The organism is uncultured Clostridium sp. (assembly GCF_910588715.1).
In the GTDB taxonomy this organism is placed as follows: domain Bacteria; phylum Bacillota; class Clostridia; order Clostridiales; family Clostridiaceae; genus Clostridium.
Genome location: NZ_CAJURG010000002.1, coordinates 208,446 through 232,182, shown reverse-complemented (window position 1 = coordinate 232,182; position 23,737 = coordinate 208,446). Strand labels below are relative to the sequence as shown.

Annotated in this window: 21 protein-coding genes and 1 pseudogene; 17 read left to right on the top strand and 5 right to left on the bottom strand. The window is 26.7% G+C overall.

Annotation, left to right across the window (positions count from 1 at the left end; all coding sequences use genetic code 11):
* The 9 genes and pseudogenes from QZ321_RS05825 to QZ321_RS05785 all read left to right on the top strand — a co-directional run.
* Window positions 1-767 (top strand): annotated as a pseudogene (locus QZ321_RS05825) (hypothetical protein); the annotation flags it as partial.
* Window positions 768-1,165: 398 nt separating this feature from the next.
* A complete protein-coding gene (locus QZ321_RS05820) occupies window positions 1,166-1,837 on the top strand; it encodes a manganese catalase family protein (protein ID WP_291746841.1) in 672 nt (223 codons plus the stop codon).
* Between the two features lie 412 nt (window positions 1,838-2,249).
* Entirely contained in the window at window positions 2,250-2,918 is a 669-nt protein-coding gene (locus QZ321_RS05815; RefSeq protein ID WP_291746844.1) for an N-acetylmannosamine-6-phosphate 2-epimerase, read from the top strand.
* 46 nt (window positions 2,919-2,964) lie between these two features.
* Window positions 2,965-3,831 (top strand): N-acetylneuraminate lyase, encoded by an 867-nt coding sequence (locus QZ321_RS05810; RefSeq protein ID WP_291743687.1) that lies wholly within the window; start codon window positions 2,965-2,967, stop codon window positions 3,829-3,831.
* A gap of 32 nt (window positions 3,832-3,863) precedes the next feature.
* Complete coding sequence (locus QZ321_RS05805; protein ID WP_291746846.1) at window positions 3,864-5,405, top strand: sodium:solute symporter; 1,542 nt, start codon at window positions 3,864-3,866, stop codon at window positions 5,403-5,405.
* 3 nt (window positions 5,406-5,408) lie between these two features.
* Window positions 5,409-5,861 (top strand): YhcH/YjgK/YiaL family protein, encoded by a 453-nt coding sequence (locus tag QZ321_RS05800; protein WP_291746849.1) that lies wholly within the window; start codon window positions 5,409-5,411, stop codon window positions 5,859-5,861.
* Window positions 5,862-5,918: 57 nt separating this feature from the next.
* Entirely contained in the window at window positions 5,919-6,716 is a 798-nt protein-coding gene (locus tag QZ321_RS05795; protein WP_347282908.1) for a sialate O-acetylesterase, read from the top strand.
* A 35-nt stretch (window positions 6,717-6,751) separates the two neighbouring features.
* Window positions 6,752-7,633: an ROK family protein gene (locus QZ321_RS05790; RefSeq protein ID WP_291746852.1), complete on the top strand. Its 882-nt coding sequence runs from the start codon at window positions 6,752-6,754 to the stop codon at window positions 7,631-7,633.
* A 33-nt stretch (window positions 7,634-7,666) separates the two neighbouring features.
* Window positions 7,667-8,503, top strand: coding sequence for a MurR/RpiR family transcriptional regulator (locus QZ321_RS05785; protein WP_291746855.1), 837 nt, complete (start codon window positions 7,667-7,669; stop codon window positions 8,501-8,503).
* Window positions 8,504-8,611: 108 nt separating this feature from the next.
* Here the strand turns inward: QZ321_RS05785 and QZ321_RS05780 are convergent, their stop codons facing one another.
* A complete protein-coding gene (locus QZ321_RS05780; protein ID WP_291746858.1) occupies window positions 8,612-9,979 on the bottom strand; it encodes a DUF1002 domain-containing protein in 1,368 nt (455 codons plus the stop codon).
* Between the two features lie 190 nt (window positions 9,980-10,169).
* Between QZ321_RS05780 and QZ321_RS05775 the strand changes: the two genes are divergently transcribed.
* Window positions 10,170-11,399, top strand: coding sequence for an NAD(P)/FAD-dependent oxidoreductase (locus tag QZ321_RS05775; protein ID WP_291746861.1), 1,230 nt, complete (start codon window positions 10,170-10,172; stop codon window positions 11,397-11,399).
* Between the two features lie 93 nt (window positions 11,400-11,492).
* On the opposite strand, the gene QZ321_RS05770 is transcribed toward QZ321_RS05775, so the two are convergent.
* From QZ321_RS05770 to QZ321_RS05760, 3 genes are read right to left on the bottom strand one after another with little or no spacing between them, the layout of a single operon-like run.
* Window positions 11,493-12,053 carry a manganese catalase family protein gene (locus QZ321_RS05770; RefSeq protein ID WP_291746864.1) on the bottom strand — a complete coding sequence of 187 codons (561 nt, stop codon included), beginning with the start codon at window positions 12,051-12,053 and terminating at the stop codon, window positions 11,493-11,495.
* A gap of 17 nt (window positions 12,054-12,070) precedes the next feature.
* Entirely contained in the window at window positions 12,071-12,319 is a 249-nt protein-coding gene (locus QZ321_RS05765) for a spore coat protein CotJB (RefSeq protein WP_291746866.1), read from the bottom strand.
* A gap of 11 nt (window positions 12,320-12,330) precedes the next feature.
* Window positions 12,331-12,480 (bottom strand): spore coat associated protein CotJA, encoded by a 150-nt coding sequence (locus tag QZ321_RS05760; protein ID WP_291746869.1) that lies wholly within the window; start codon window positions 12,478-12,480, stop codon window positions 12,331-12,333.
* 165 nt (window positions 12,481-12,645) lie between these two features.
* Between QZ321_RS05760 and QZ321_RS05755 the strand changes: the two genes are divergently transcribed.
* The 6 genes from QZ321_RS05755 to QZ321_RS05730 all read left to right on the top strand — a co-directional run bounded on the left by QZ321_RS05755 (window position 12,646) and on the right by QZ321_RS05730 (window position 21,289).
* Window positions 12,646-13,245, top strand: a complete 600-nt coding sequence (locus QZ321_RS05755) for a hypothetical protein (protein ID WP_291746870.1) — start codon at window positions 12,646-12,648, stop codon at window positions 13,243-13,245.
* Between the two features lie 142 nt (window positions 13,246-13,387).
* Entirely contained in the window at window positions 13,388-15,205 is a 1,818-nt protein-coding gene (locus QZ321_RS05750) for an FUSC family protein (protein ID WP_291746873.1), read from the top strand.
* Window positions 15,206-15,242: 37 nt separating this feature from the next.
* Window positions 15,243-16,115, top strand: coding sequence for an MBL fold metallo-hydrolase (locus QZ321_RS05745; protein WP_294196373.1), 873 nt, complete (start codon window positions 15,243-15,245; stop codon window positions 16,113-16,115).
* Window positions 16,116-16,562: 447 nt separating this feature from the next.
* Window positions 16,563-17,264 (top strand): hypothetical protein, encoded by a 702-nt coding sequence (locus QZ321_RS05740; protein ID WP_291746877.1) that lies wholly within the window; start codon window positions 16,563-16,565, stop codon window positions 17,262-17,264.
* Window positions 17,265-17,494: 230 nt separating this feature from the next.
* On the top strand, window positions 17,495-19,687 hold the full coding sequence (locus QZ321_RS05735; RefSeq protein WP_291740427.1) for an alpha-galactosidase: 2,193 nt from the start codon (window positions 17,495-17,497) through the stop codon (window positions 19,685-19,687).
* 243 nt (window positions 19,688-19,930) lie between these two features.
* On the top strand, window positions 19,931-21,289 hold the full coding sequence (locus QZ321_RS05730) for an MFS transporter (RefSeq protein ID WP_291740425.1): 1,359 nt from the start codon (window positions 19,931-19,933) through the stop codon (window positions 21,287-21,289).
* 85 nt (window positions 21,290-21,374) lie between these two features.
* On the opposite strand, the gene QZ321_RS05725 is transcribed toward QZ321_RS05730, so the two are convergent.
* Complete coding sequence (locus QZ321_RS05725) at window positions 21,375-22,232, bottom strand: AraC family transcriptional regulator (RefSeq protein ID WP_291746878.1); 858 nt, start codon at window positions 22,230-22,232, stop codon at window positions 21,375-21,377.
* Between the two features lie 239 nt (window positions 22,233-22,471).
* Between QZ321_RS05725 and QZ321_RS05720 the strand changes: the two genes are divergently transcribed.
* On the top strand, window positions 22,472-23,725 hold the full coding sequence (locus QZ321_RS05720) for an extracellular solute-binding protein (protein ID WP_291746880.1): 1,254 nt from the start codon (window positions 22,472-22,474) through the stop codon (window positions 23,723-23,725).
* Window positions 23,726-23,737: the final 12 nt, after the last annotated feature.

Here is a 23,737-nt window from a genome sequence, read left to right as displayed (position 1 = left end):
GACCTCAAGGTGAAGAGGGACCAGAAGGACCAAGAGGACCACAAGGTATTCAAGGTATTCAAGGTGAAATGGGACCAATAGGGCCAACAGGGCCAAGAGGACCACAAGGTATTCAAGGTATTCAAGGTGAAAGAGGACCACAAGGACCAATAGGACCAACAGGGCCAATGGGACCACAAGGTATTCAAGGTATCCAAGGTGAAATGGGACCAATGGGACCAATAGGACCAACAGGACCAATGGGGCCACAAGGTATTCAAGGTATCCAAGGTGAAGTAGGACCACAAGGACCAATAGGACCAATGGGACCACAAGGACCAGCTGGAACTATAGGTGATTATGGTGTAGTATTTAGAGAATTTGGAAATGCTCAAACTGTATCATATGCAGATCATGTAAGCTTCCCAGAAAACCAAATTACAGGAGATAGCATAAATCATATTGAAAATACTACTGATATAGAATTAGAAGGAAATAAATCATATTTTGTTAAATATACAGTATCTTATTCAACTAATGAATGTGCTTGTGGATTATCTGGTTATAGCAAAGATATTATTTTTGCATTAACAGATCTTAATAATATGATTATTCCAGGTAGTGAGCATATAGCATCAATTTCAAGAGATGTATATGCTAATAGTATTTCACTTGGTGTAATTATAACTCCAAATGAAGACTATGTTGTAAGATTAACTAATTTAACTCAAGACCTTAGAAGAGTTATAGTTAATGCCGCAACAGTAACTATAATTAGATTAGCATAAACTATTATTTGTAAATTAAGATTTTAGAGGCTAATTATTCATTTTGAATATTTAGCCTTTTATTTATTTTTTAATTAATTATAATTATAAAATTTCAATATTACACTATAGTTTAATATCCCCCTATTAAACTATAGTGCAATATTAATTTTTTTAAATTAAAAATTTTATATTTAAATTTAAGAGGATGGTTTAGAAATTTGTTTTTGAATATGATTTAATTAAAATCAACTTGAATGTTTTTTGTATTAATGTATTTAAATTATTTTAATTCTTTAAAAAAATATTTTTCATGTTTAAAACATATGACTGTTTTATAAAGCTTAATATACGATATTGAATATAAATAGTTATAGTTACAAATAATAAAATTAAATGTTATTTGGAGGTATTTATTTATGTTTGAACATAAAAAACAATTATTACATGAGGTAAAGGTTGAAAGACCTAATCCACAATATGCAGTCTTAATGCAAGAACAACTAGGTGGTGGAAATGGAGAGCTTAAAGCAGCAATGCAATATATTTCTCAAAGTTTTAGAATAAAGGACCCAGAAATTAAAGATTTGTTTTTAGATATAGGTGCAGAGGAATTAAGTCATATGGAGATGGTTGCACAAACTATTAATTTATTAAACGGACATGATGTTAATAATAGTGAAGTTTGCAATGGAGAAATTCAAACCCATGTACAATGTGGGTTATCACCAGTACTTATAAATTCATCAGGTGCACCTTGGACTGCAGATTACGTTACTGTTACAGGAGATTTGGTGGCAGACTTATTATCAAATATAGCATCTGAACAAAGAGCAAAGGTTGTATATGAATATCTTTATAGACAAATAGAAGATAAAGAAGTACGAGCAACAATAGATTTTTTACTTAATAGAGAAGAAGCACACAATGCATTATTTAGAGAAGCTTTAAATAAAGTACAAAAGAGCGGTTCAAACAAAGATTTTGGAATTACTGAAGATTCTAAGTTATATTTTGACTTATCAACTCCCGGTCCTAAGCATGAAGCTCCTAATCCAACACCACCTTCATTTGAAAATCCTAGAAGATAGAATTTTTTTATAAGCTTTTTAGATAGAGTAATTTATTTATGCACAAATATCGTATTATTTAAAATAAATATACGGTATTTTTTATATTATTTTAATTTTGAGTAAGTCAGATTTAGTTAATAGTAATATTAATTATTTTTTATAATTAAAAAAGTAAATATATGATAGGTAAATATACAAAATTTTGAAGTTTAATATTAGTTTAAGAGATTATTAAAGAGTTTTTATTTAATGCTAAATAAATTAAAATATATAAAAATGAAAATTATTTTCTTTTTATACCCTTTAAAAATATTTTTTATAAAAAAATGAAAAAATATTTCTAAAACTTATTGTCAAGTAAATGATTACATGATATGATAAATTCATCAGATGAAAATTATTTTCTTTAAGAATAAAGGGGTGAATTTAGATGTTTAATAAGATAAAGGGAGGACTTGTAGTTTCTTGTCAAGCTTTAAAGGACGAGCCTCTTCACAGTTCTTTCATAATGGGAAGAATGGCAAGAGCAGCTAAAGAAGGTGGAGCAGTTGCAATAAGAGCACAAGGAGTAGAAGATATAATAGAAATAAAAGAAGTAACAAACTTACCAGTTATAGGAATCATTAAAAAGTGTTACGATGATTCACCAATATATATAACTCCTACTAAAGAAGAAGTAGATAAGCTATTGAAAACTAAATGTGAAATGATAGCATTAGATGCTACTGATAGAATTAGACCAAATGGAGAATCTTTAAAAGAGTTAATAGATTATATTAAAAGTAACGGAATATTAGTTATGGCTGATATATCCACTTATGCAGAAGCTATTAACGCAGAAAAATTAGGTGCAGATTGTGTATCTACAACATTATCTGGATATACTGATTATTCTACACAAGGAGATGGACCTGATTTAGAACTTATTAAAAGGTTATCTAATGATTTAAAAATACCAGTAATAGGAGAAGGGAAAATAAATACGCCTGAAGAATTAAGACAAGCTTTTTTATGCGGAGCATTTTCATGTGTAGTTGGAGGAGCTATTACAAGACCACAGTTGATAACAAAGAAATTTGTTGATGTAATAAATAAGTAAAAAATTTAATATTAAAATAAACGTTTACAAAATGGAGGGTTTAACAATGAAGGGAATTTATTCAGCATTATTAGTATCTTTTGATAAGGAAGGAAATATTAACGAAAAGGGATTAAGACAAATTATAAGACATAATATTGATAAAAACAAGGTTGATGGTTTATATGTAGGGGGTAGTACTGGAGAAAACTTTATGCTATCTACTGAAGAAAAGAAGGAGATATTTAGAATTGCAAAGGATGAAGCAAAGGATTCAGTAAAATTAATTGCTCAAGTAGGTTCAATCAACGTTAAAGAATCAGTAGAACTTGCTAAATATGCAACAGAACTTGGATATGATTCTTTATCAGCAGTAACACCATTTTATTATAAATTTGATTTTAATGAAATTAAAGATTACTATAATACAATAATTAATTCTGTTGACAATAAAATGATTATTTATTCAATTCCATTTTTAACTGGAGTAAACATGAGTTTAGATCAATTTGCTGAGTTATTTGAAAATGAAAAAATAATAGGTGTTAAATTTACAGCTGCAGATTTCTATTTATTAGAAAGAATGCGTAAGAGATTTCCAGATAAATTAATTTATGCTGGATTTGATGAAATGATGTTACCAGCAACTGTTTTAGGAGTTGATGGAGCAATTGGTTCAACATTTAATGTAAATGGTAAGAGAGCTAGGGAAATATTTGAATTAGCTAGGGAAGGTAGAATAGCTGAAGCTTTAGAAGTTCAACATGTAACAAATGACTTAATATCTGATATATTAGCAAATGGATTATATGGAACTCTAAAACTGTTATTAGAAGAAGAAGGAGTAGAAGCTGGATATTGTAGAAAACCTATGAAGGAATCTACAGAAGAAATGAGAGAAAGAGCTAAAGTTATTTATAACAAATACTTCTAATTTGAAAATAAAGGTATAAAGGAGTGATTAACGTGAGTGGGTTTACATGGATTGATATGGTTGTGCTGGTAGTATATTTAGGGGCAGTTCTACTCGCTGGACTAGCATTTTCAAAGAAAGAAATGAAGGGTAAAGAATTCTTTAAAGGTGATGGAACTATTCCTTGGTGGGTTACATCTGTTTCTATATTTGCTACATTATTAAGTCCGATATCCTTTTTATCATTAGCTGGTAATTCTTATGGTGGAAGTTGGATTTTATGGTTTGCACAATTAGGTATGCTTATTGCAATTCCATTAACGATAAGATTCTTCTTACCTTTATATAGCAGATTAAAAATAGATACAGCTTATGAGTATTTAGAAATAAGATATAAAAATAAGGGACTTAGAATTTTAGGTGCTTTAATGTTTATAATTTACCAAATTGGTCGTATGTCTATTATTATGTATTTACCATCTATTGTATTAGCTCAGCTTACAGGTATAAATGTTAATATATTAATAGTAGTTATGGGAGTTATTGCAATAATTTACTCATATACTGGTGGATTAAAATCAGTTTTATGGACTGACTTTATCCAAGGTGTTGTATTAATAGTTGGAGTTACTTTTGCTTTAGGATTCTTATTATTTAATATTAATGGTGGAATAGGTTCTGTATTTAGTGAATTAGCTAATGGAAAGTTCTTAGGAAAAACAGATGTTGTTTTTGATATTAATATATTAAAAAGTAGTGCATTTATAATATTAATAGGTGCAGGTTTTAATACTTTTTCATCATATATTTCAAGTCAAGATATTGTGCAAAGGTTTACTACTACAACTGATATTAAACAATTAAAGAAAATGACTTATGGAAATGGTGTATTATCAATATTTTTAGCAACTGTATTTTATCTTATAGGAACAGCATTATTTGTTTTCTATAATCAAAATCCAAGTTTATTACAAACTGCACAACAAGACCAAATATTTGCATCATATATAGCATTTGAATTACCTGTTGGAATAACAGGAATATTATTAGCAGCTATATATGCAGCATCACAATCTACTTTATCAACAGGTTTAAACTCTGTTGCAACAAGTTGGACTTTAGATATTCAATCTAAAATATCATCTAAAGAATTGAGCTTTGAAAAGCAAACAAAAATAGCTCAATATATATCTTTAGGAGTTGGAATAGTATCAATATTAGTTGCTATAGTATTAGCTAATGGAGAAATTAAGTCAGCTTATGAATGGTTTAATAGTTTCATGGGATTAGTTCTTGGAGTATTAGCTGGAATATTTGTTTTAGGAGCTTTTACAAAGAAGGCAACAAGTTTAGGTGCTTATGTAGCATTTATAGCATCAGCTATACTTGTAGTATTCTTAAAGTATAATGTTCCAAGTGTAACTTCATGGGCATATGCAATTATCTCTATATCAACTTCATTAGTGGTTGGTTATATAACAAGTTCTATAGAACTTGCTATAACAGGTAAAAAGATAAAGACTTTAGAATCAGCAACAGTTTTCTGTGATAGAAAAACTGATGAGGTTTTAAGAGGTAATATAGAAGGAGCTTAAATTATGATTTTTGGAAATATTAAAGATAAAGAAAGATATAATTTTTTAGATGAAAAGATTATAGAGTGCTTTAAATATGCTATAGAAAATAATTTAAATGTATATAGTACAGGTACACATGAAATTAATGGCGATGATATTTTTGTTAATATTGTAGCTTATGAAACTGTAAATAAGGAAGAAAGATTTTGGGAAGCTCATAAAAAGTATATAGATGTTCATTTAATGTTAGATGGAAGTGAAAAAATAGCCCTTAATAATATTGATAATTTAGAACAGAAGGAATATGAAGAAGAAGGAGACTTCTTACCTTTAAGTGGACAAGAATCTGCAATTGTGACATTAGAAAAAGGTGATTTTTTAATATGTTATCCAGAAGATGCTCATATGACAGCTATAAAAAATTTAGAAAGTAAGCATATTAAAAAAGCTATATTTAAAGTAAAGATTGATTAAATTTTTAAGGGGGTATATTTTATACTCCCTTTTAAGTAGTTTTATGAGGTGATTATATTGGTTGATGTTATTTTATTAATAGGGCAAAGTAATGCAAAAGGGTGTGGAAATCCAGAGAAGAGTGAAATTCCTAATAATAAATGTTTTGAGTACGTAAAAAGTATTAGTGGAGATGCATTAATACCTATGGGGAGAACATTACAATTATCAGATGGATGTGGAACAATAGCACCAGCATTTTCAAATAAATGGACTAAATTAACTAATAATGAAGTTTGTTTTATACATTATGCAGTAGATGGTTCAAGAATAAAAAATTGGAATCACGATAAAAATTTATTTTTAAATGAAGCAATAAAAAAATTTAATGATGGATTGAAAAAAATATCTAGCACTATGAAAATAAATAAAAAGTATGCCATATGGATACAAGGAGAAAGTGATGCTAAATATGGAAGTGACCCATTTTATTATAAAGATAAGCTGAAAGAAATAGCTTATCAGCTAGAAAAAAGATGTGAAATAGAAATGATGTTTGTAAGTCAAATTGGGTATTGGCATGGTTCAGAGGAAAATTTAAGAAGATGTGAATTAATAGCAGCAATGCAGGATATTTGTTGTGATAAATATAAAAATTTGTGCTTAGTTAGTAAATTAGCACTTACATTTAGCAAAAGGAAATTAACTATAGATGAAGTGCATTATTCACAAGAAGGCTTAAATGAATTAGGTAGAGATATTGCTGATAATATATATTATTTCTATAAAAATAATATAAAACCTAAAATAGAGGATAAAGTAGATTTAGATAAGGTAAGGAATTACTTATTGAAAATAGAAGAAATAAGAATATAAATAGTTTTAAATTTTAAAAGGATAAGGATGATAATATGAAAAAATATATTTCTATAGATATTGGTGGAACAGCTATAAAACATTCAGTAATTGAGGAAGATGGAAAAATAATTTATACAAATCAAATTGATACTGAAGCTAAAAAAGGTGGAAGAGTAATTTTAGATAAAGCTAAAGATATAATAAGAAGTTATGTAAGTGATTATAAAATTGATGGAGTATGTGTATCTACAGCTGGAATGGTTGATCCAAAAGAAGGAAAAATAATATATGCGTCTAGCTTAATACCAAATTATACTGGAGTTGAAATTAAAAAGGAAATAGAAAAGGAATTTAATATACCTTGTGAAGTGGAGAATGATGTAAATTGTGCAGCACTTGGTGAATACTGGCTTGGAGCAGCGAAAAATTCACATTCTTGTGCATGTCTTACTATTGGAACTGGAATAGGTGGATGTATTATAATTGGCGGAAAAGTAATTCATGGCTTTAGTAATAGTGCAGGTGAAGTTGGATACATGAAAATTAATGGATCTACTTTTCAAGAATTAGCAGCAACTAGCAAACTTGTTGAAAAAGTTGCTAAGAGAAAGAAAATTAATAAAGAAGAGTTAAATGGGAAAATAATATTTAATTTAGCTAAGGAAGGAGATATTGATTGTATTGAAGAAATTGATAATTTAGTTGATACATTAGCATTAGGAATTTCTTATATTGTATATTTAATTAATCCTGAGGTTGTAGTCTTAGGTGGCGGAATAATGGCACAAAGAGAATATTTAGAAGAAAAAATTAATGTTGCTTTAAAAGATAAATTAATTGATAAAGTTTATAAAAGTGTTAGAATAGAATTTGCACAAAATCAAAACAATGCAGGAATGCTTGGAGCTTTATATAATTTTAAAAGTAAAAAATAAAGTAAATATATAAAATAAGAAAGGGAGCAGGATATGGAGATATTAAAACAATTAGATACTCCTAAATTTAAAACAAGTAAATCTGATAAGCAAATAATTGAATATATAAAAACTAACACAGATAAAATAATTTACATGACTATATCAGAAATAGCTAAGGAAACTAAAATAGGAGAAGCAACAGTAACTAGATTTGCAAAAAAAATAGGTTTTTCAGGATTTCAAGATTTTAAAGTAACTCTTGCTCAAGAAATATCATTAAGAAATAATAATGTAATTATAAATAACGAAATAGCTAATAATGAAGATGTGCTAGAAACAGCAAATAAACTTTTAAAGAGTAATATAAATGTATTAGAAAGAACGGTAGACAAGTTAAATACCAATAGTATATATAAATGTGCTGATTTAATGAGAAATTGTAAAAAGGCATATTTTATAGGAGTTGGTTATTCTGGAATAATAGCACAGGATTCTAATTACAAGTTTATGCGAATTGGAATAAATAGTGTATGTTATCAAGATACTCATACTATGATAATGATGTCTGCACTTTCTGGTGAAAATGAAGTTATATTTGCTATTTCACATTCTGGGGAAACAGAGGAAATAATTAAGGCCGTTAATATTGCAAAAGAAAATGGTACTAATGTAATTGCAATAACTGAAAATGAAAATTCAACATTAGCTAAATTAGCTGATATAAGTTTAAGTTACATTTCTTCAGAAACATTATTTGAAAGTGGTGGAGTATCTTCTAAGTTGGCTCAAATTTTTATTATAGATTTAATATACACACAAGTTGTTAAAGAAATGAATGATGATGCTATAATTAGAAAAATTAAAACTACCAAAGCAATTTATGATTAAGATTAAAATAAGCTATATCATATTGAAATTTTTAAATTTAATATGATATAGCTCTTTTTATTAAATTGAATTTTTATTTATAAGATATATAAAAATTTTTATATATTTTTAGTTATTTGTACTCACTTTATTAGTGTCAGTATTGGCATTTTCGATATTTAATTCAGTATTACTTTCTTCTGTAGATGTTTTATTGTTCTCAGAATTATCTAAAGTGTTATCATTATTTTCCTTATTTTCCTTATTTAAATTTTCGTCAGTTGATGTATTTGTTGATGTATTTTCAGAATTATTTAAGTTTTCATCATTAATATCTTCTGTATTTAAATTATCTTCATTTGAAGAAGAGGAATCTCCACCTATAATAGGAACCGTATTTTCGTCATTAGAATTTTCATTAGTATTGTCTTGATTTGATTCAGAATCGTTATTAAATAAATCAGTAAACCAATTCCAAATTTTTTCGAAGAATCCCTTAGTTTCTTCAGCTGTTGGTAATTTTATAGCATCTTTATCAGTTGCATCAACTACAACATTATCACCTAAAAGATTATCATTTGTTGTTTCTAATATACCTAAATCTTTATCATTATTATTAAATAAATCTTTAAACCAATCTCCAATTCCTGCAAACCAATTTTTTATTGATTCAAAAAATCCTGTCGGTACTTTCTCACCCATTTCCTCAAGTTTTTCATTAACAACATCTTTAACGCTATTTAAAGCAGATTTCATTTCTTTATAATCATAATCTTGTTCTGAAACCTTAGTCATTAAGTTTTCTAATTGATCCTTTTGTTCTGGAGTTAAAGTAATGTTGTAATTATTAGTAACATTGTTTATTGTATCAGCTATTTGTATAGTATCTTGAGTATTATTTTTTATTATTTCTGTCTTTATATCATTTATTACACCAGTAGCTTTATCTTGTCCAATATTTTCACCTAAATCTCCAGTTATAACTAATTCTTCAGATGCAATTTCTTTTTTTGTTTCATCAAGTGGTTCACCAGTTGCATCTTCAAATGCTTTCATTATTCCAGTTAAAGCGCCAGTTCCACTTACTCCACCAGAAAGAGGTGTCATTGCAATTACATTAGCATCAGTAATTCCACAAGTTGTAAGTGTACTTGCTATCATAGAAGATGTAACATAAGTTAAATTTACAGTTTTAACATTAAGTCCATTACCTTTAGATGTTGGTTGTACATATGCACAAGAATAAGTTCTTGTACCAAGTTGTGCTTCTGTAGCAACTCCCTCTAGATATTTTCTTTCTTCTTGATTATTTACTTCTAATATAACTACTTCATTTTTCTTTACTCCAAAGTAATCTAAAACTATTTGTTTTTGTTCAGCTGATAGGTTTGTCCCTAAAGTTACTACATTAGCACCATCAGCATAAACTGTACTTACGTTTCCTAAAATAATTGCACCACATATAAGTAATGCTGAAATTCTTTTCTTTAATCCCATAGTTGTCTCCTTTTTAAATAACTTATTTTAAAATAACTAATATAATTAATGGAATTAGATAGTTAAAACAGTATCTCTTACCTGTTTAATAAATTATATATGATTAACTTATTAAAATCAAACGAACAATTTCTTAAAAAATTTATAAGGAGTTAAAATATTAAGTATGATATAATAGGCGAATAAACAAATGAAATTTAGTGAGGTGACAGATTTGGCTAAAGTTATAGTTGTTGGGGGAGGACCTGCTGGTATTATGGCAGCTCTTAGCTCTGCAAAAAGTAACGAAGTTACATTAATAGAGAGAAATAAAGAAATTGGTATGAAGCTAAGGCTTACTGGTGGTGGACGTTGTAACATAACTAATAATAGGGATATAGAAGAGTTTTTTGATAAGATAGTAAACAATAAAAAGTTTTTATATAGTGCTTTATATACATTTTCAAACTATTCACTTTTAGAATACTTTAGTAATAATGGTCTTGAATATAAGGTTGAACTTGATGAAAAAGTATATACAAAAAGTGATAAAGCAGATGAAGTTATAGAGTTATTAAGAAATGATTTGGAAAAGAATAAAGTAAAAATTAGATATAACACTATGGTAAGTGATTTAATAATTGAAGAGGGAGTTATTAAAGGTGTTATAACATCTTATGATGAAAAAATATTTGCTGATAAAGTCATAATAACTACTGGTGGCAAAAGTTTTCCTCATACAGGTTCAGATGGTTCTATGTATGAAGTATTACAAAGACATGGGCACACAATAACACAAATTCATGCAGCTTTAATCCCACTTGTTATAAAAGAAGAATTTGTTAAAAGGCTTCAGGGAGTGTCAATGAAGGATGTAGTGATTTCTGCAAAAGTTAAGAAGAAAAGAATTGAAAAATTTGGTGATATGTTATTTACTCATTTTGGAATATCTGGTCCTGCAGTTTTAAAACTTTCTTCATATGTTAGTAAAGCTTTAGATGATAGTGAGGTAGAAATAACTTTAGATTTCTTAAAAGATAAATCTAAAGAAGAAATTTCTAAAATAATAAGAAGCAATCCTAATAAAACTGTTTTAAATAACTTAAAGGGAGTTTTACCACAAAATTTTTTAAAGGTAGTATTTGAAATTTTAGGATTAACAGAAATTAAGTCTAGTGATTTAAAGAAGGAAGATGAAAATAAAATAATAGAATATATGAAAGAAATGAAGCTTACAGCAAGAGAAACTTTATCTATAAAAGCAGCACAAGTTACATCAGGTGGAGTTAAGGTAAAGGAAATTAATGCTTCAACAATGGAATCTAGATTAATTAAAAATTTATATTTTGCAGGAGAAGTTATAGATATTGATGCTGAAACTGGAGGATATAATTTGCAAATGGCATTTTCAACAGGATATTTAGCAGGATTAGATTTTTAGAAAATAAAAAGGGGTTATATTTTAGAGTGAATTAATAAATTTTCTATAAAATATAACCCTTTAATTTTTATAATAAAAGATTTTGAAAGTTAATTAGCATTTAATATTATTTTGAACATCCATTAAAGCTTCACCAAATCTTTGGAAATGAACAATTTCTCTTTGTCTTAGAAATTTTAAGATTTCTCTAATATCATGATCATCGGTTAAATTAATAAGCCATTCATAAGTTGCCCTAGCTTTTTGTTCAGCAGCCATATCTTCATGAAGGTCAGCAATAACATCACCTTTAGTTTGGATATAAGTTGCTGTCCAAGGATTGCCTTGTGCATCTGCATAATATAATCCTCTACCATGATCTGTATAATGAGCAGCTAAATCAGCCTTTTTTAAATCTTCTAAAGAAGCATTTGATGTTAATTGATAAATCATAGTAGCTATCATTTCAACGTGAGCTAGTTCCTCAGTTCCTATATCTGTTAATAAAGCTTTTGATTTTTCTGTTGGCATAGTGTATCTTTGATTTAAATATCTTAATGCTGCACTTAATTCACCATCAGGGCCACCATATTGAGAAATAAGAAACTTAGCCATTTTTAAATCATTACATTTTAAATTTATAGGATATTCTAAAGTTTTAACATAATACCACATAAAATAAATATACCTCCTTAATAATTTTCCCAAGGCCAAGGAGATGATACCCAAGCATTAGGATTTTCAAAATAAGCAGAACCAAAGTTTGTTAATGGACCAAAGTTTTTTTCATACTCCATAATTAAACTATCAAGTTTTTTAGAAATTATTTTATAGTCATTTATTGCTTTTGGATTGTTTGGAAAATTATCTAAATATAAGTTTAACTCTACTGCATAAAATTGATATTTTTTTATTTCGTTTAGTAAGTCATTTTTAGACACAATAATACCTCCTAATATTTTTTATCATGTTTAGTATAAGGTCTATATAAATCTTTAAATATAGTACCTAACTTTAAGGAAGTTGCTGGATTTATAAGATTTTCGTACTTTTGTAATATAATTATAGCTTTTGCATAATCATTTTTTTCGATATTATTCACAAGTCTTCATCCTTTCATAGTTTTTTTACATAATATAATATGAATAGAAGTTATGTTATGTTACCTAAATTAATAATTGATTTATGGTGGTTATTACTTTTAATTTGTATCAAATACTTTTTTTAAGAGTAAAATGGAAGTAAACAGTTTTTTTGAGGAAAAGAAATGAATCAAAATGGCTTTAATAGTTGGGAGGATATATTTAAATTTTGTTCAGGAAATAAGGAAGGGAATAATGGAAATTCTTCAGGATGCAATAATTGTAAGCCAGGGAATGGTCAAGGAGAAGCAGATGAGTCTGCAAGACGTGCAGATAGTGATATTCCAGGTGGTTTTCAAGATATTCCACCTCAACTTTTATTAGTAATTGGAGAATTATTAGGAAATGTTATGGCAGGAAGCTTGCCATTTAATGTGCAAAATGTAGTTGGGAACTGGTTACAATTAGTAGGTCAAGCAATTGAAGTATTTAATGCTCAACAACAATATTATCAAGGTGGACCAGGAAGATATTATAACTATATTTATAGAAATGTAGCAAATCCTTTTTGTACTAGTCAACCAGATGAAGAACAAAAAAGTATTGTTGTAGATAAAAATGAAGAGGATAGTAGTAGCAGTAGTAGTCAAAATCAAAGTAGTAAATCAAAAAATAAACCACAAAACTTAAAGGAAATAAATGAACTTAAAACTTGTATAAATAATTTATGTAATGAAATAGAAGTATTAAAAAAGGAAATAAGTGAATTAAAAAAGAAAACTTAGTAATAAATTAAGTAGTTTATTACTAAGTTTTTTATGATTTATAAATGAAATTTAGATATTGAAATTAAATAAATTAGCTAAGTATATAAATTTATTTAAAACAAAAAATAAATTTATAAATTTAGAAGGGATTAAAAGTTTTATGTTTGATTATTTCATTAAAAAGTATAATTTAAATGTTACATCAATGATTAGAAATGGAACGGTTGCAGTAATAACTATGTTAGGAGTTGGACTTTTATTTGGAAGTAAAAATGCAATGCTTGCATTTCCTATAGCATTAACCTCAACTGTAATAGGAAGACAAAATTTTTATGTAAAACCATTTAATAGAATAGTTAGAATATTAACTTTAGATTTAATTATAGTTTTAATTGCATTTATATCCTCTTTAAATATATGGACAGGAATAATAGTAGATTTTTTTGCGATATTTTTAATTGTTTATATAGTAACTTCTCCTTATGATTCAACCTTTTATAAACCTTTTATAATGCTTTATGTATTTTCGCAATATATGAATATTTCAATTACTGAGTTACCTAATAGATTATTATCTATAGTTTTTGGAGCTTTAGTTATTATATTAGGTACATATATAAAGAGGAGCAATGGAAAAAGGGTAATGGGAAACAGTGTTAACTCTGCCTTTCTTTCTATACAAAAACAAATTCAAAATATTATAGAGGGAAAATTTGATGAAAAGTTAACTAAAAATTGCTCTAAAATAATGATGGATTTAGTTTATAAGGTATATATAACGCGTTATAAAAAATATTTAACTACTAATTTAGGTACAATACAATTTAAATTATATTTAAACATAGAATATTTAAATATTTATTTAAGTAAAATATTTGATCATTATGAAAAAAACAAAATTTCAAGGGAGCAAATTCTAGATTTATTATCATTAATTGATTTGATAATAAGCTATTCAAAAAATAAGTGTAAATTAGATGATGTAATTTATAAAAGTAAGTTTATAAATGAAAAATATAAAAAAGATTCGGAATTATTTAATGAAATATTATTTATAGTAACCTCTATAGTAGATGAACTTAAAGAAGCGAACTTATTAAATAATAAAGAAGCAGATAAAATTTATAAAGAATGGGAAAGAACTTATTTAGATAAGCCAAAAGAATTATTTAAAGAGTATTTTGATATTTCATCAATAAGATTTAAGTTTGCAATTAGGATGGCAATAACATTAACTTTTTCTATATTTGTAGCAGAGTTTTTAGGGTATTACAAAACTATTTGGGCTATTATAACCATAATGTCTATTATGCAACCTTACTATGAAGATACAATTTCAAAAACTAGAGAAAGAATAAAAGGAAATATTATAGCGATTTTATTTACTGGGATAGTAATTCATTTATTTAACTCTAAGTTGATAACAATTTTAATATTAATTATATCACTATATTTACTTTATGGTTTTAAAGAATATTATAAAATTTCATTATTTGCTGGAATGGCTTCTATTTGTATGTCTTCTTTAACAGTAAGTTTAAATAAATTATTAGCATATAGAATTTTTTATGTGATAGTAGGAGTAGTAGTAGTTTTATTTGCTAATAAGTTTATTTTTCCATATAGATTAAAAGATGGAATAGAGCAATTAATAAAAAAAATATTAAAATATGATGAATATTTAATTGATACAAGTAGAGAATATTTAAATAAAAGTAAAGGAGATAATTATATTAGAGATTTAATAATTCATATAACTCTTTTAACTCAAAAATTATATCTTAGAAATTTACAATATAGAGATGATAATTTAAATGAATTTATTGATAAGAATAATGAGTTTGTAGTTAGAATTGGATATAAAATTTTGATGGTTTATAAAAAAAGATACAACGAAAATTTATTTAAGTATATAAGTGATTTATATTATGATTTTTACAAAAGTATAAGAAATTTAGTTAAAGAGTATAATATATAAATATAAAGAAAATTTTAGAAATTAAGAAGTGATATCTATGAAAAATAATTTAATAAAAAGGAGTAAAATTAGATTATTTATAGTGATTTTGGTAATTGCATGTAGTATTTTAAACTTTTTGCTTATAAAGTTTGAAAGTAAAAGATGGGTTGATGCAGATGTTACAGTACCATTGCCTTTTGAAATTAATATATTAAGCACAGGCAAATCTGACTTCATTTTAATAGAATGTGAAGGAAAATTTGTTATTATAGATACTGGATTTTATGAAAATAGTGAAAAAATAAAGGAATTTTTAAATTTTAAAGGAGTAGAAGAAATAGAATATCTAGTTTTAACTCATAATGATAAAGATCACATTGGAGGAGCTCCCACTATTTTAGATAATTTTAAAGTTGATAACTTAATTCAAGCTGATTATAAAAAAGGTACAGTTCAATATAAAAATTATATTAAAGCAATTGAAAGAAATAATATTGAACCTATTTTACTTCACAATAATATAGTAACTAATATAAATGGTGCAAAAATAACAATGTATCCTGCAGTTAAAGAAAGCTATGAAAAATCTAATGATTATTGCATTATAGTAGGAGTTGATTATGGAGATTATAGATTTCTTTTTGCGGCAGATGCTGAAGATGAGAGAATGAAAGAATTTATAAAAGAGGATACGGGAACTTATACCTTTTTAAAGATGGCTCATCATGGAATTTATAATGAAGAGGTAGGAAACTTTTTAGATTCAGTTTCTCCTGACTATGCAGCTGTAACTTGTTCAAAATTTATGTATCATCATAGAAAGCTTATTTCATTATTAAAAAAATATAAAATAAAAACCTTCTATACAAGTAGTGGTGATATAGCTATTAAAAGTGATGGAGAAAATATATATTTTGTTCAAAAATAATATTAAAAACAATTAAATAAAATATTTAAAAATAACTTTTTACACAGCATATTAATAAAATTTTTATATATTAATAAGGAGTTATATTTGTAGTGAATTAAAAATTTTCAATATAAATATAACTCCTTTTTTATATTTTAAATTAAAAAAATTAATTATTGTATGTAGAGATTAAATAGATATTTTCCTATGAGTAAAATATATTTTATGATAATTGAAAAAGCATAGACAAACATATAACTTTTAATTATAATTTTCTATATAATGTAAAATATGTAAGACTATATAATGTTGGTTTTGATGACCAATAATTATGTTTACAAGGGATAGAGTTAAATTATATTATGAAATTCATTTATTATAGTATTTAGTGAGTTTATAGTTTAAATTTCAGATAGGGTATGGAAAGGTTTGAAAAAGAAAATAATTTAAGGGGGAATATAATATATGGAAAATAGGGGTATAGAAATTGTAGAGAGAATTGAAATAAATGAATTGAACTTTCCAGATGTAATATTTAGAGAAGAATATGTAAGAAAATTTGATAAAGATAAAGACGGCTACTTATCAAATGAAGAAATAAATGAAGTAACTGATATTGATGTTAGTTTTGAGAAAAATATTATTAATTTAACAGGAATCGAATATTTTAAAAATTTAATAACTTTAGATTGTTGCTATACTGGAATTACTGACTTAAATGTTAGTGAAAATAAAGCTTTAAAGAAGCTATATTGTTCATCTACAGGAATTACTGAACTAGACATTAGAGAAAATAAAGATTTAAAAAAATTATATTGTTCAGATGTAAAAATTAGTAGTTTAGATGTTAGTAAAAATGTTTGTTTAGAATCTTTATTTTGTTCTTATACAAAAATTACAGATTTAGATGTAAGTAAAAATTTAGATTTATGGGAATTAGATTGTTCAGATACAAAAATTGAACATTTAGATATTAGTAACAATAAATTTTTAGAAAGATTATGGTGCTATTCTACAGGAATTACGAAATTAGATATAAGTCCAAATACTTACTTAAGAATTCTTGATTGTTCAAATACAAAAATTAAGAGTATTGATATAGAAACTAACACTAATTTATCATATTTTAAAAAGGCAGATAAGATAGTTAATATTTATAGAAATTAATATTTAATAAAGAGCTGTATCATATTGAATTAAAAGATTTCAATATAATATAGCTTTTTTAGTATTTAAAGTTTTTATTAATAAATATATTAAGAGGTTATTTTTACATAGAACATATATATATGTAACATTTAGACATGTATTAATAACAAATAAGCATATTTATTATATCTATATGAAGTTATAATATTATTATATTATGAAAACGTTATTTAAATTTGGAGGAACACATGGGAATTATATTTAATGAAGAAAATAGATTATTTCATATCAAGTCAAAAAACACAAGTTATGTAATGAGAGTTTTAGAAACAGGACATTTAATTAATTTATATTGGGGAAGAAAAATTAATTCAAATAAAATAGATTATGTAGTTAAAAAGAGATGTTGTGGAAGCTTTTTAGCTGACTTAGATAATATAGATTCACTTCATTTAGAAGTAATACCACAAGAGTATCCAAGCTATGGAAATACAGATTTACGTTCACCAGCCGTTCAAATAAAATTAGCAAATGGGACAACAGTAACAGACTTTAGATACTGTAGTCATGAAATATATAATGGAAAGAAAAAGCTTCAAGGTTTACCAGCAACTTATGTTGAAGATGAAAATGAAGCAACAACTTTAGAAATAACCTTAAAGGATGAGTTAGTAGGATTAAGAGTAGTATTATCATATACTGTTTTTGAAAATTATGATGCTATAACAAGAAGCTGTAGAATTATAAATGATAGTAATGAAGAAGTAGATATATTAAGAGTTTTAAGTGCAAATGTTGACTTTAGACATAGTGACTTTGATTTAATTCAATTATCTGGTTCATGGGCAAGGGAAAGACATATAGTTAGAACTGGATTAAGAAGTGGTTCACAATCTATAGAAAGTAGAAGAGGAGCAAGTAGCCATGCTCAAAATCCGTTTATGGCATTAGTAAGCAAGGATACAACAGAAGATAAGGGAGAAGTTTATGGATTTAATTTAATATATAGTGGTAACTTCTTAGCAAATGTTGAAGTTGATATGCATAGCAATGCGAGAGCTCAAATTGGAATAAATCCATTTGATTTTATTTGGAACTTAGAATCAGGAGATGAGTTTCAATCACCAGAAGCTGTTATGGTATATTCACCTAACGGATTAACAGGAATGTCTCATATTTACCATGATCTTTATAGGGAAAGATTATGTAGAGGAACTTTTAGAGATAAGGAAAGACCAATTCTTATAAATAACTGGGAAGCAACATATTTTGATTTTAATAGTGAAAAAATAAAAGATATTGCTAAAGAGTCTAGTAAGCTTGGAATAGAGCTATTTGTTTTAGACGATGGTTGGTTCGGTGAAAGAAATAATGATGATTGTTCACTTGGTGATTGGTTTGTAAATGAAGAAAAGCTTAATGGCGGATTAAATTTATTAGCTACAGATATAAATGAAATGGGAATGCAATTTGGATTATGGTTTGAACCAGAAATGATTTCTCCAAAGAGTAAATTATATGAAAAACATCCAGATTGGTGTATTCATATTGAAGGAAGAGAAAGATCTGAAGCAAGAAAGCAACTTATATTAGATTTATCAAGAGATGAAGTTTGTGATGCTGTAATTGAAATGCTTACAAATGTATTAAAGTCAGCACCTATATCATATGTTAAATGGGATATGAATAGAAATATGACAGAAATAGGTTCACCAGCATGGCCAGCTAAAAAGCAAAAAGAGGTTGCTCATAGATATATGTTAGGTTTATATAAGATATTAGAAAATATAACTACTAATTTCCCTAATATTTTATTTGAAAGCTGTTCTGGCGGAGGCGGTAGATTTGATGGTGGTATGCTATATTATATGCCTCAAACTTGGACAAGTGATGATACTGATGCTATAGAAAGATTAAAAATTCAAGAGGGAACATCATTAGTATATCCATCTAGCACTATGGGAAGCCATGTTTCAGCAGTTCCTAATCATCAAGTTCATAGAATGACACCGCTTCATACAAGAGGGGTTGTAGCTATGGCAGGAAGTTTTGGATATGAATTAGATATAACTAAGATGACAGATGAAGAAAAAGAAGAAGTAAAGTCACAAGTAGAATTATATAAAAATATAAGAAGAACTATTCAGTTTGGAGATTTATATAGATTAAAAACTGCTTTTGATAGCAATGAATCTGCTTGGATGAATATGTCTAAGGATAAAAATGATGTTGTAGTAAGTTACGTTAAAAAGTATGGAGAAGCTAATGTATTGCCAAAGAGATTAAAGTTAAAGGCTTTAGATGAAAATTCGTTATATAAAGTTAACGAAACAGATGAGATTTTTGGTGGAGATGAGCTTATGTATATAGGGCTTGAAATTGGTGAACTTAATGGTGACTATCAAGCTAAATCTTGGACTTTAAAAAGAATTCAAGACTAATTTTATAAATAATTAAAAAATAAATGCTAATATTAAGAAATTATAAGTAAAGTAATTTCTTTCTAGCATTTATTTTTTTACAAAGATATGTAAATTATAGTGAGTTTAAAAATCTAACATTTAGACATGTTTTAAATACATTAATACGTTTTCAAATTAAAGGGCTAAGTATATAATTATTTATGTAAATTAATTATATATTAATAACAATATTAGTATGAAGTGTAGTAAAGGGGTAAGAAAATGAAAGTAGCAAAAAATGTAGGATGTAGTGAAAATGACGTTTCTATGAAAACGTTAATCTCATTTGGGATGGGAAGTTTAGGGAATAATATAATATGTGCAATGATAGGAACATATTTAACAATTTACTTAACAGATAGTTTTGGAATAGGTGCTGCTGCAGTCGGAACGCTGTTTTTAGTAGCTAGAATAATTGATGCAATAACGGATCCAATTATGGGAATGATAGTTGATAACACAAAATCTAAGATGGGTAAAAGTAGACCATATCTTTTATTTGTTCCAATATTTATGGGAATAGCAACTATAATGTGTTTCTCTTCTCCAAATTTAAGTTATTCAGGAAAATTAGTTTGGGTATATGTATCTTACATATTATGGGGAATTTGCTTTACAGCTATGGATACACCTTATTGGTCATTATCTGCAAATATTACTCAATCACCTCAAGGTAGAACAAAGATAATAACTTCTGCAAGAACTATTGCATTTGGAGGAAGCCTAGTTGTTTCTGTATTTACTCTTCCTTTAGTTGCTAAGTTTGGAAATTGGACAACTGTTGCTATAGTTTACTCAATAACAGCTGCAATTTGTACTTGGATAACTGTATTAGGAGTTAGAGAAATAAAAACTGATAGAAAACCTCAAAAACAAGGATTAAAGCAATTAAAGGAATTATTTAAAACTAATAAGCCTTTAAGAATAGTATTAATATCTATGTTAATGTTAGAAATAACATATGCTTTAAGAAATGGATTTTCAATATATTATATAAAATATAACTTTAATGCAGAAGCTTATATACCAGTAGTTACTGGTATTAGTATAGTATCAGGAATGCTTGGAGGAATTTGTACTCCAATTATAACTAAGAAACTAGGAAAAAGAAAAACTGCATTGTTTGGAATATTAATTAATGCACTTGGATTTGTGTCAATATTCTTATTAAGATATTCTAATTTAACAATGTTATTAATAATAAATACTGTTATGGGACTTGCAGAGGGAGCTGCTAATATATCTTTAGCATCAATGGTTGCAGATTGTGTTGAGTATGGTGAATGGAAAACTGGAAAGAGATCAGAAGGTATGATATTCTCTTCAAATATTTTTAAAACTAAGCTTGCAAGTGCATTAGGTGGAGCATTATGTGGATATGTACTAGCTTTTGTTGGATACCAAGCTAATACAGCACAAACATTAACTACATTAAATGGAATACACTTAATGTATTCAATAGTTCCAGGAATAATTGCAATAGTTAGTGCTGTATCATTAAGAAGATATAATTTAACTGAAAAAGAGTATGAAGCAATACTTGAAGATTTAAGAAGTGGTGAATCTGTAGAAACTGCTTAATTTATAAAATAGCCTTTTAATTTATAATTATTTTTCCTAATAAAAAATGGTTTGTAGATAATAAAATCTACAAACCATTTTAATTTTATTCAGATAGTAGAAATTTTTCTGTAGTTTCTTTTTTAGTATTTCGGTATTCTTTAGGGCTAACTCCTTTAATTTTTTTGAAAGCCTTAGAAAATGCAAGTGGATCACTATATCCACAAGAATAAGCTATATTAGTTATTGGAAGGTCTGTATTATAAAGCAATTCAGCGGCTTTAGTAATTCTAAACTTAATTAAAAATTTTTGAGGAGACATATTTAAGTTACTTTGAAAAATTGATGTTAAATAACTTCTATTTAAACAAATATAATCAGCTATGTCTGTTACTTTAATAGAATTATGATAATTATTTTGAATAAATTCAATTGCTTTATTTATGTAATTATTAGTGTTTTCTTCTGTGCTTAGTGATACTACTTCTTTACGATCTTCACATAATTTTGAAAAAAATAAATATAATAATCCTTCTATTTTAAAGGCATCAGAATCAGACATTGTATGATGCTTTAACATTTCTAACACATATTCTTTTAATGAGTCATCTTTTTCATAATTAAAAATTAAATTGTTTTCATTTAATCCAGCAGCATTTAAATAGAGTTTAACTTTATCACCATCAATTCCAATCCAAAGATATGTCCAAGGATTTTCTTTATCTGCTTGATAAAAGGTAACGACATTTGGTTCTATTAAAAATCCCTGATTTTTTTCTACAGTATATTTATTATCATTTACATAATAATAACCTTTACCGTCTAAAACATAATGTATTAAATAGGTTGGTCTAACGGCTGGACCAAATGAATATAAAGGAGCACATTTTTCTAATCCACAATAACAAAGATATAAATCATTGAAATTTCGGTTTGTGTTTTCTAAAAAGTATATATCTAACATAAATCCTCCTAAATACAACATTTAAACATGTTGATATTTATTATACATTTAAATTTTAATTAATAAAATTATATAATGCAACATATATCGAATAAAAGTGATAAATTTTGCGAAAAGGGTAAATTTAAAATAATAAACCTAACATTTAGACATGTTTTTATCACATTAATCTATTTAGAGGGATTATGAAAAGCTTTAAAATAAATATGTAAACGATATAAAAAAGAGGGGATGGAATAATGAGAAAGAAAAAGTTGATAGCAACAATTTTGGTTGTAACTTCAATGTTTACAACAGTACTTACTGGATGTTCTAGTGATGCTTTTGTTAATGGGACTAAAAAACAAATAGTATTTTTTAGTAATAAAATAGAAGCTGTAGATACTTATAATAAGCTAGTGGAGAAGTTTGAAAATGAAAATCCAGATATTGATGTAGTTGTTAGTGCACCTCCAGATGCAACAACAGTATTAAAAACTAGATTAGTAAAAGGAGATGTTCCAGATATCATATCTTTATCAGCAGATAGAAGTTTTGCTGACTTTGTAGATGCAAACATATTAGAAGATTTAAGTGACAAAATAGATTTTAGTGTTATTGATCCAGTTTATAATAAGATGTTAAAAGATTTAGAAATTGAAAGTGTAAATGGAGTTTATGGAGTTCCTTATGCACTAAATGCAAGTGGAGTTATATATAATAAAGATATTTTTGAAAGTTTAGGATTATCAATACCTAAAACTTGGAATGAATTTTTAAATCTAGCACAAACACTTCAAGATAAAGAAATAACACCATTTTATTTTACTTTAAAAGAATCATGGACGGCTTTACCTCCATGGAATACTATATCAAGCACATTAGTTAGCAGTGATTCTTTTAAAAGGGTAAATAATAAGGAAACTACATTTAATGAATTATATTCTGAAACAACAGATAAGATTATGAAATTAATGAAATATGGTCATTCTGATAATTTTGGAGTAGGTTACAATGATGGTAATACAGCTTTTGCAAATGGAGAATCGGCAATGTATTTACAAGGAAGCTATGCAATTCCAGCTATATTAACTGTAAATCCTAATTTGAATTTAGGAATGTTCCCATTACCTGCATCAAATAATGAAGAAGAAAATAAATTAGTTTCTGGAGTTGACGTATATTTTGCTATTCCAAAGGATTCTAAAAACAAAGAAGAAAGTATAAGATTTATAAACTTTTTATTAGAGGAAGAAAATGCGAAGGTTTATATAGAAGAGCAAAGTGCATTTTCTGCAATTAAAGGTGTAAAGCAAGAAGATTCTAAGTTTGAAGCTTTTGATGAGTTTTTTGAAGGTTCAAGAGTAGTAGATTTCCAAGATCATTTCTATCCTGCGGAATTACCAGCTTCTGATATGGTGCAAACATATCTTTTAGATGGAGACAAAGAAAAGTTTTTAAATAACTTCCAAAAGGAATGGATGAAGGCAAATAGGCAATATATTAAAGAATAATATGGAGGGGTA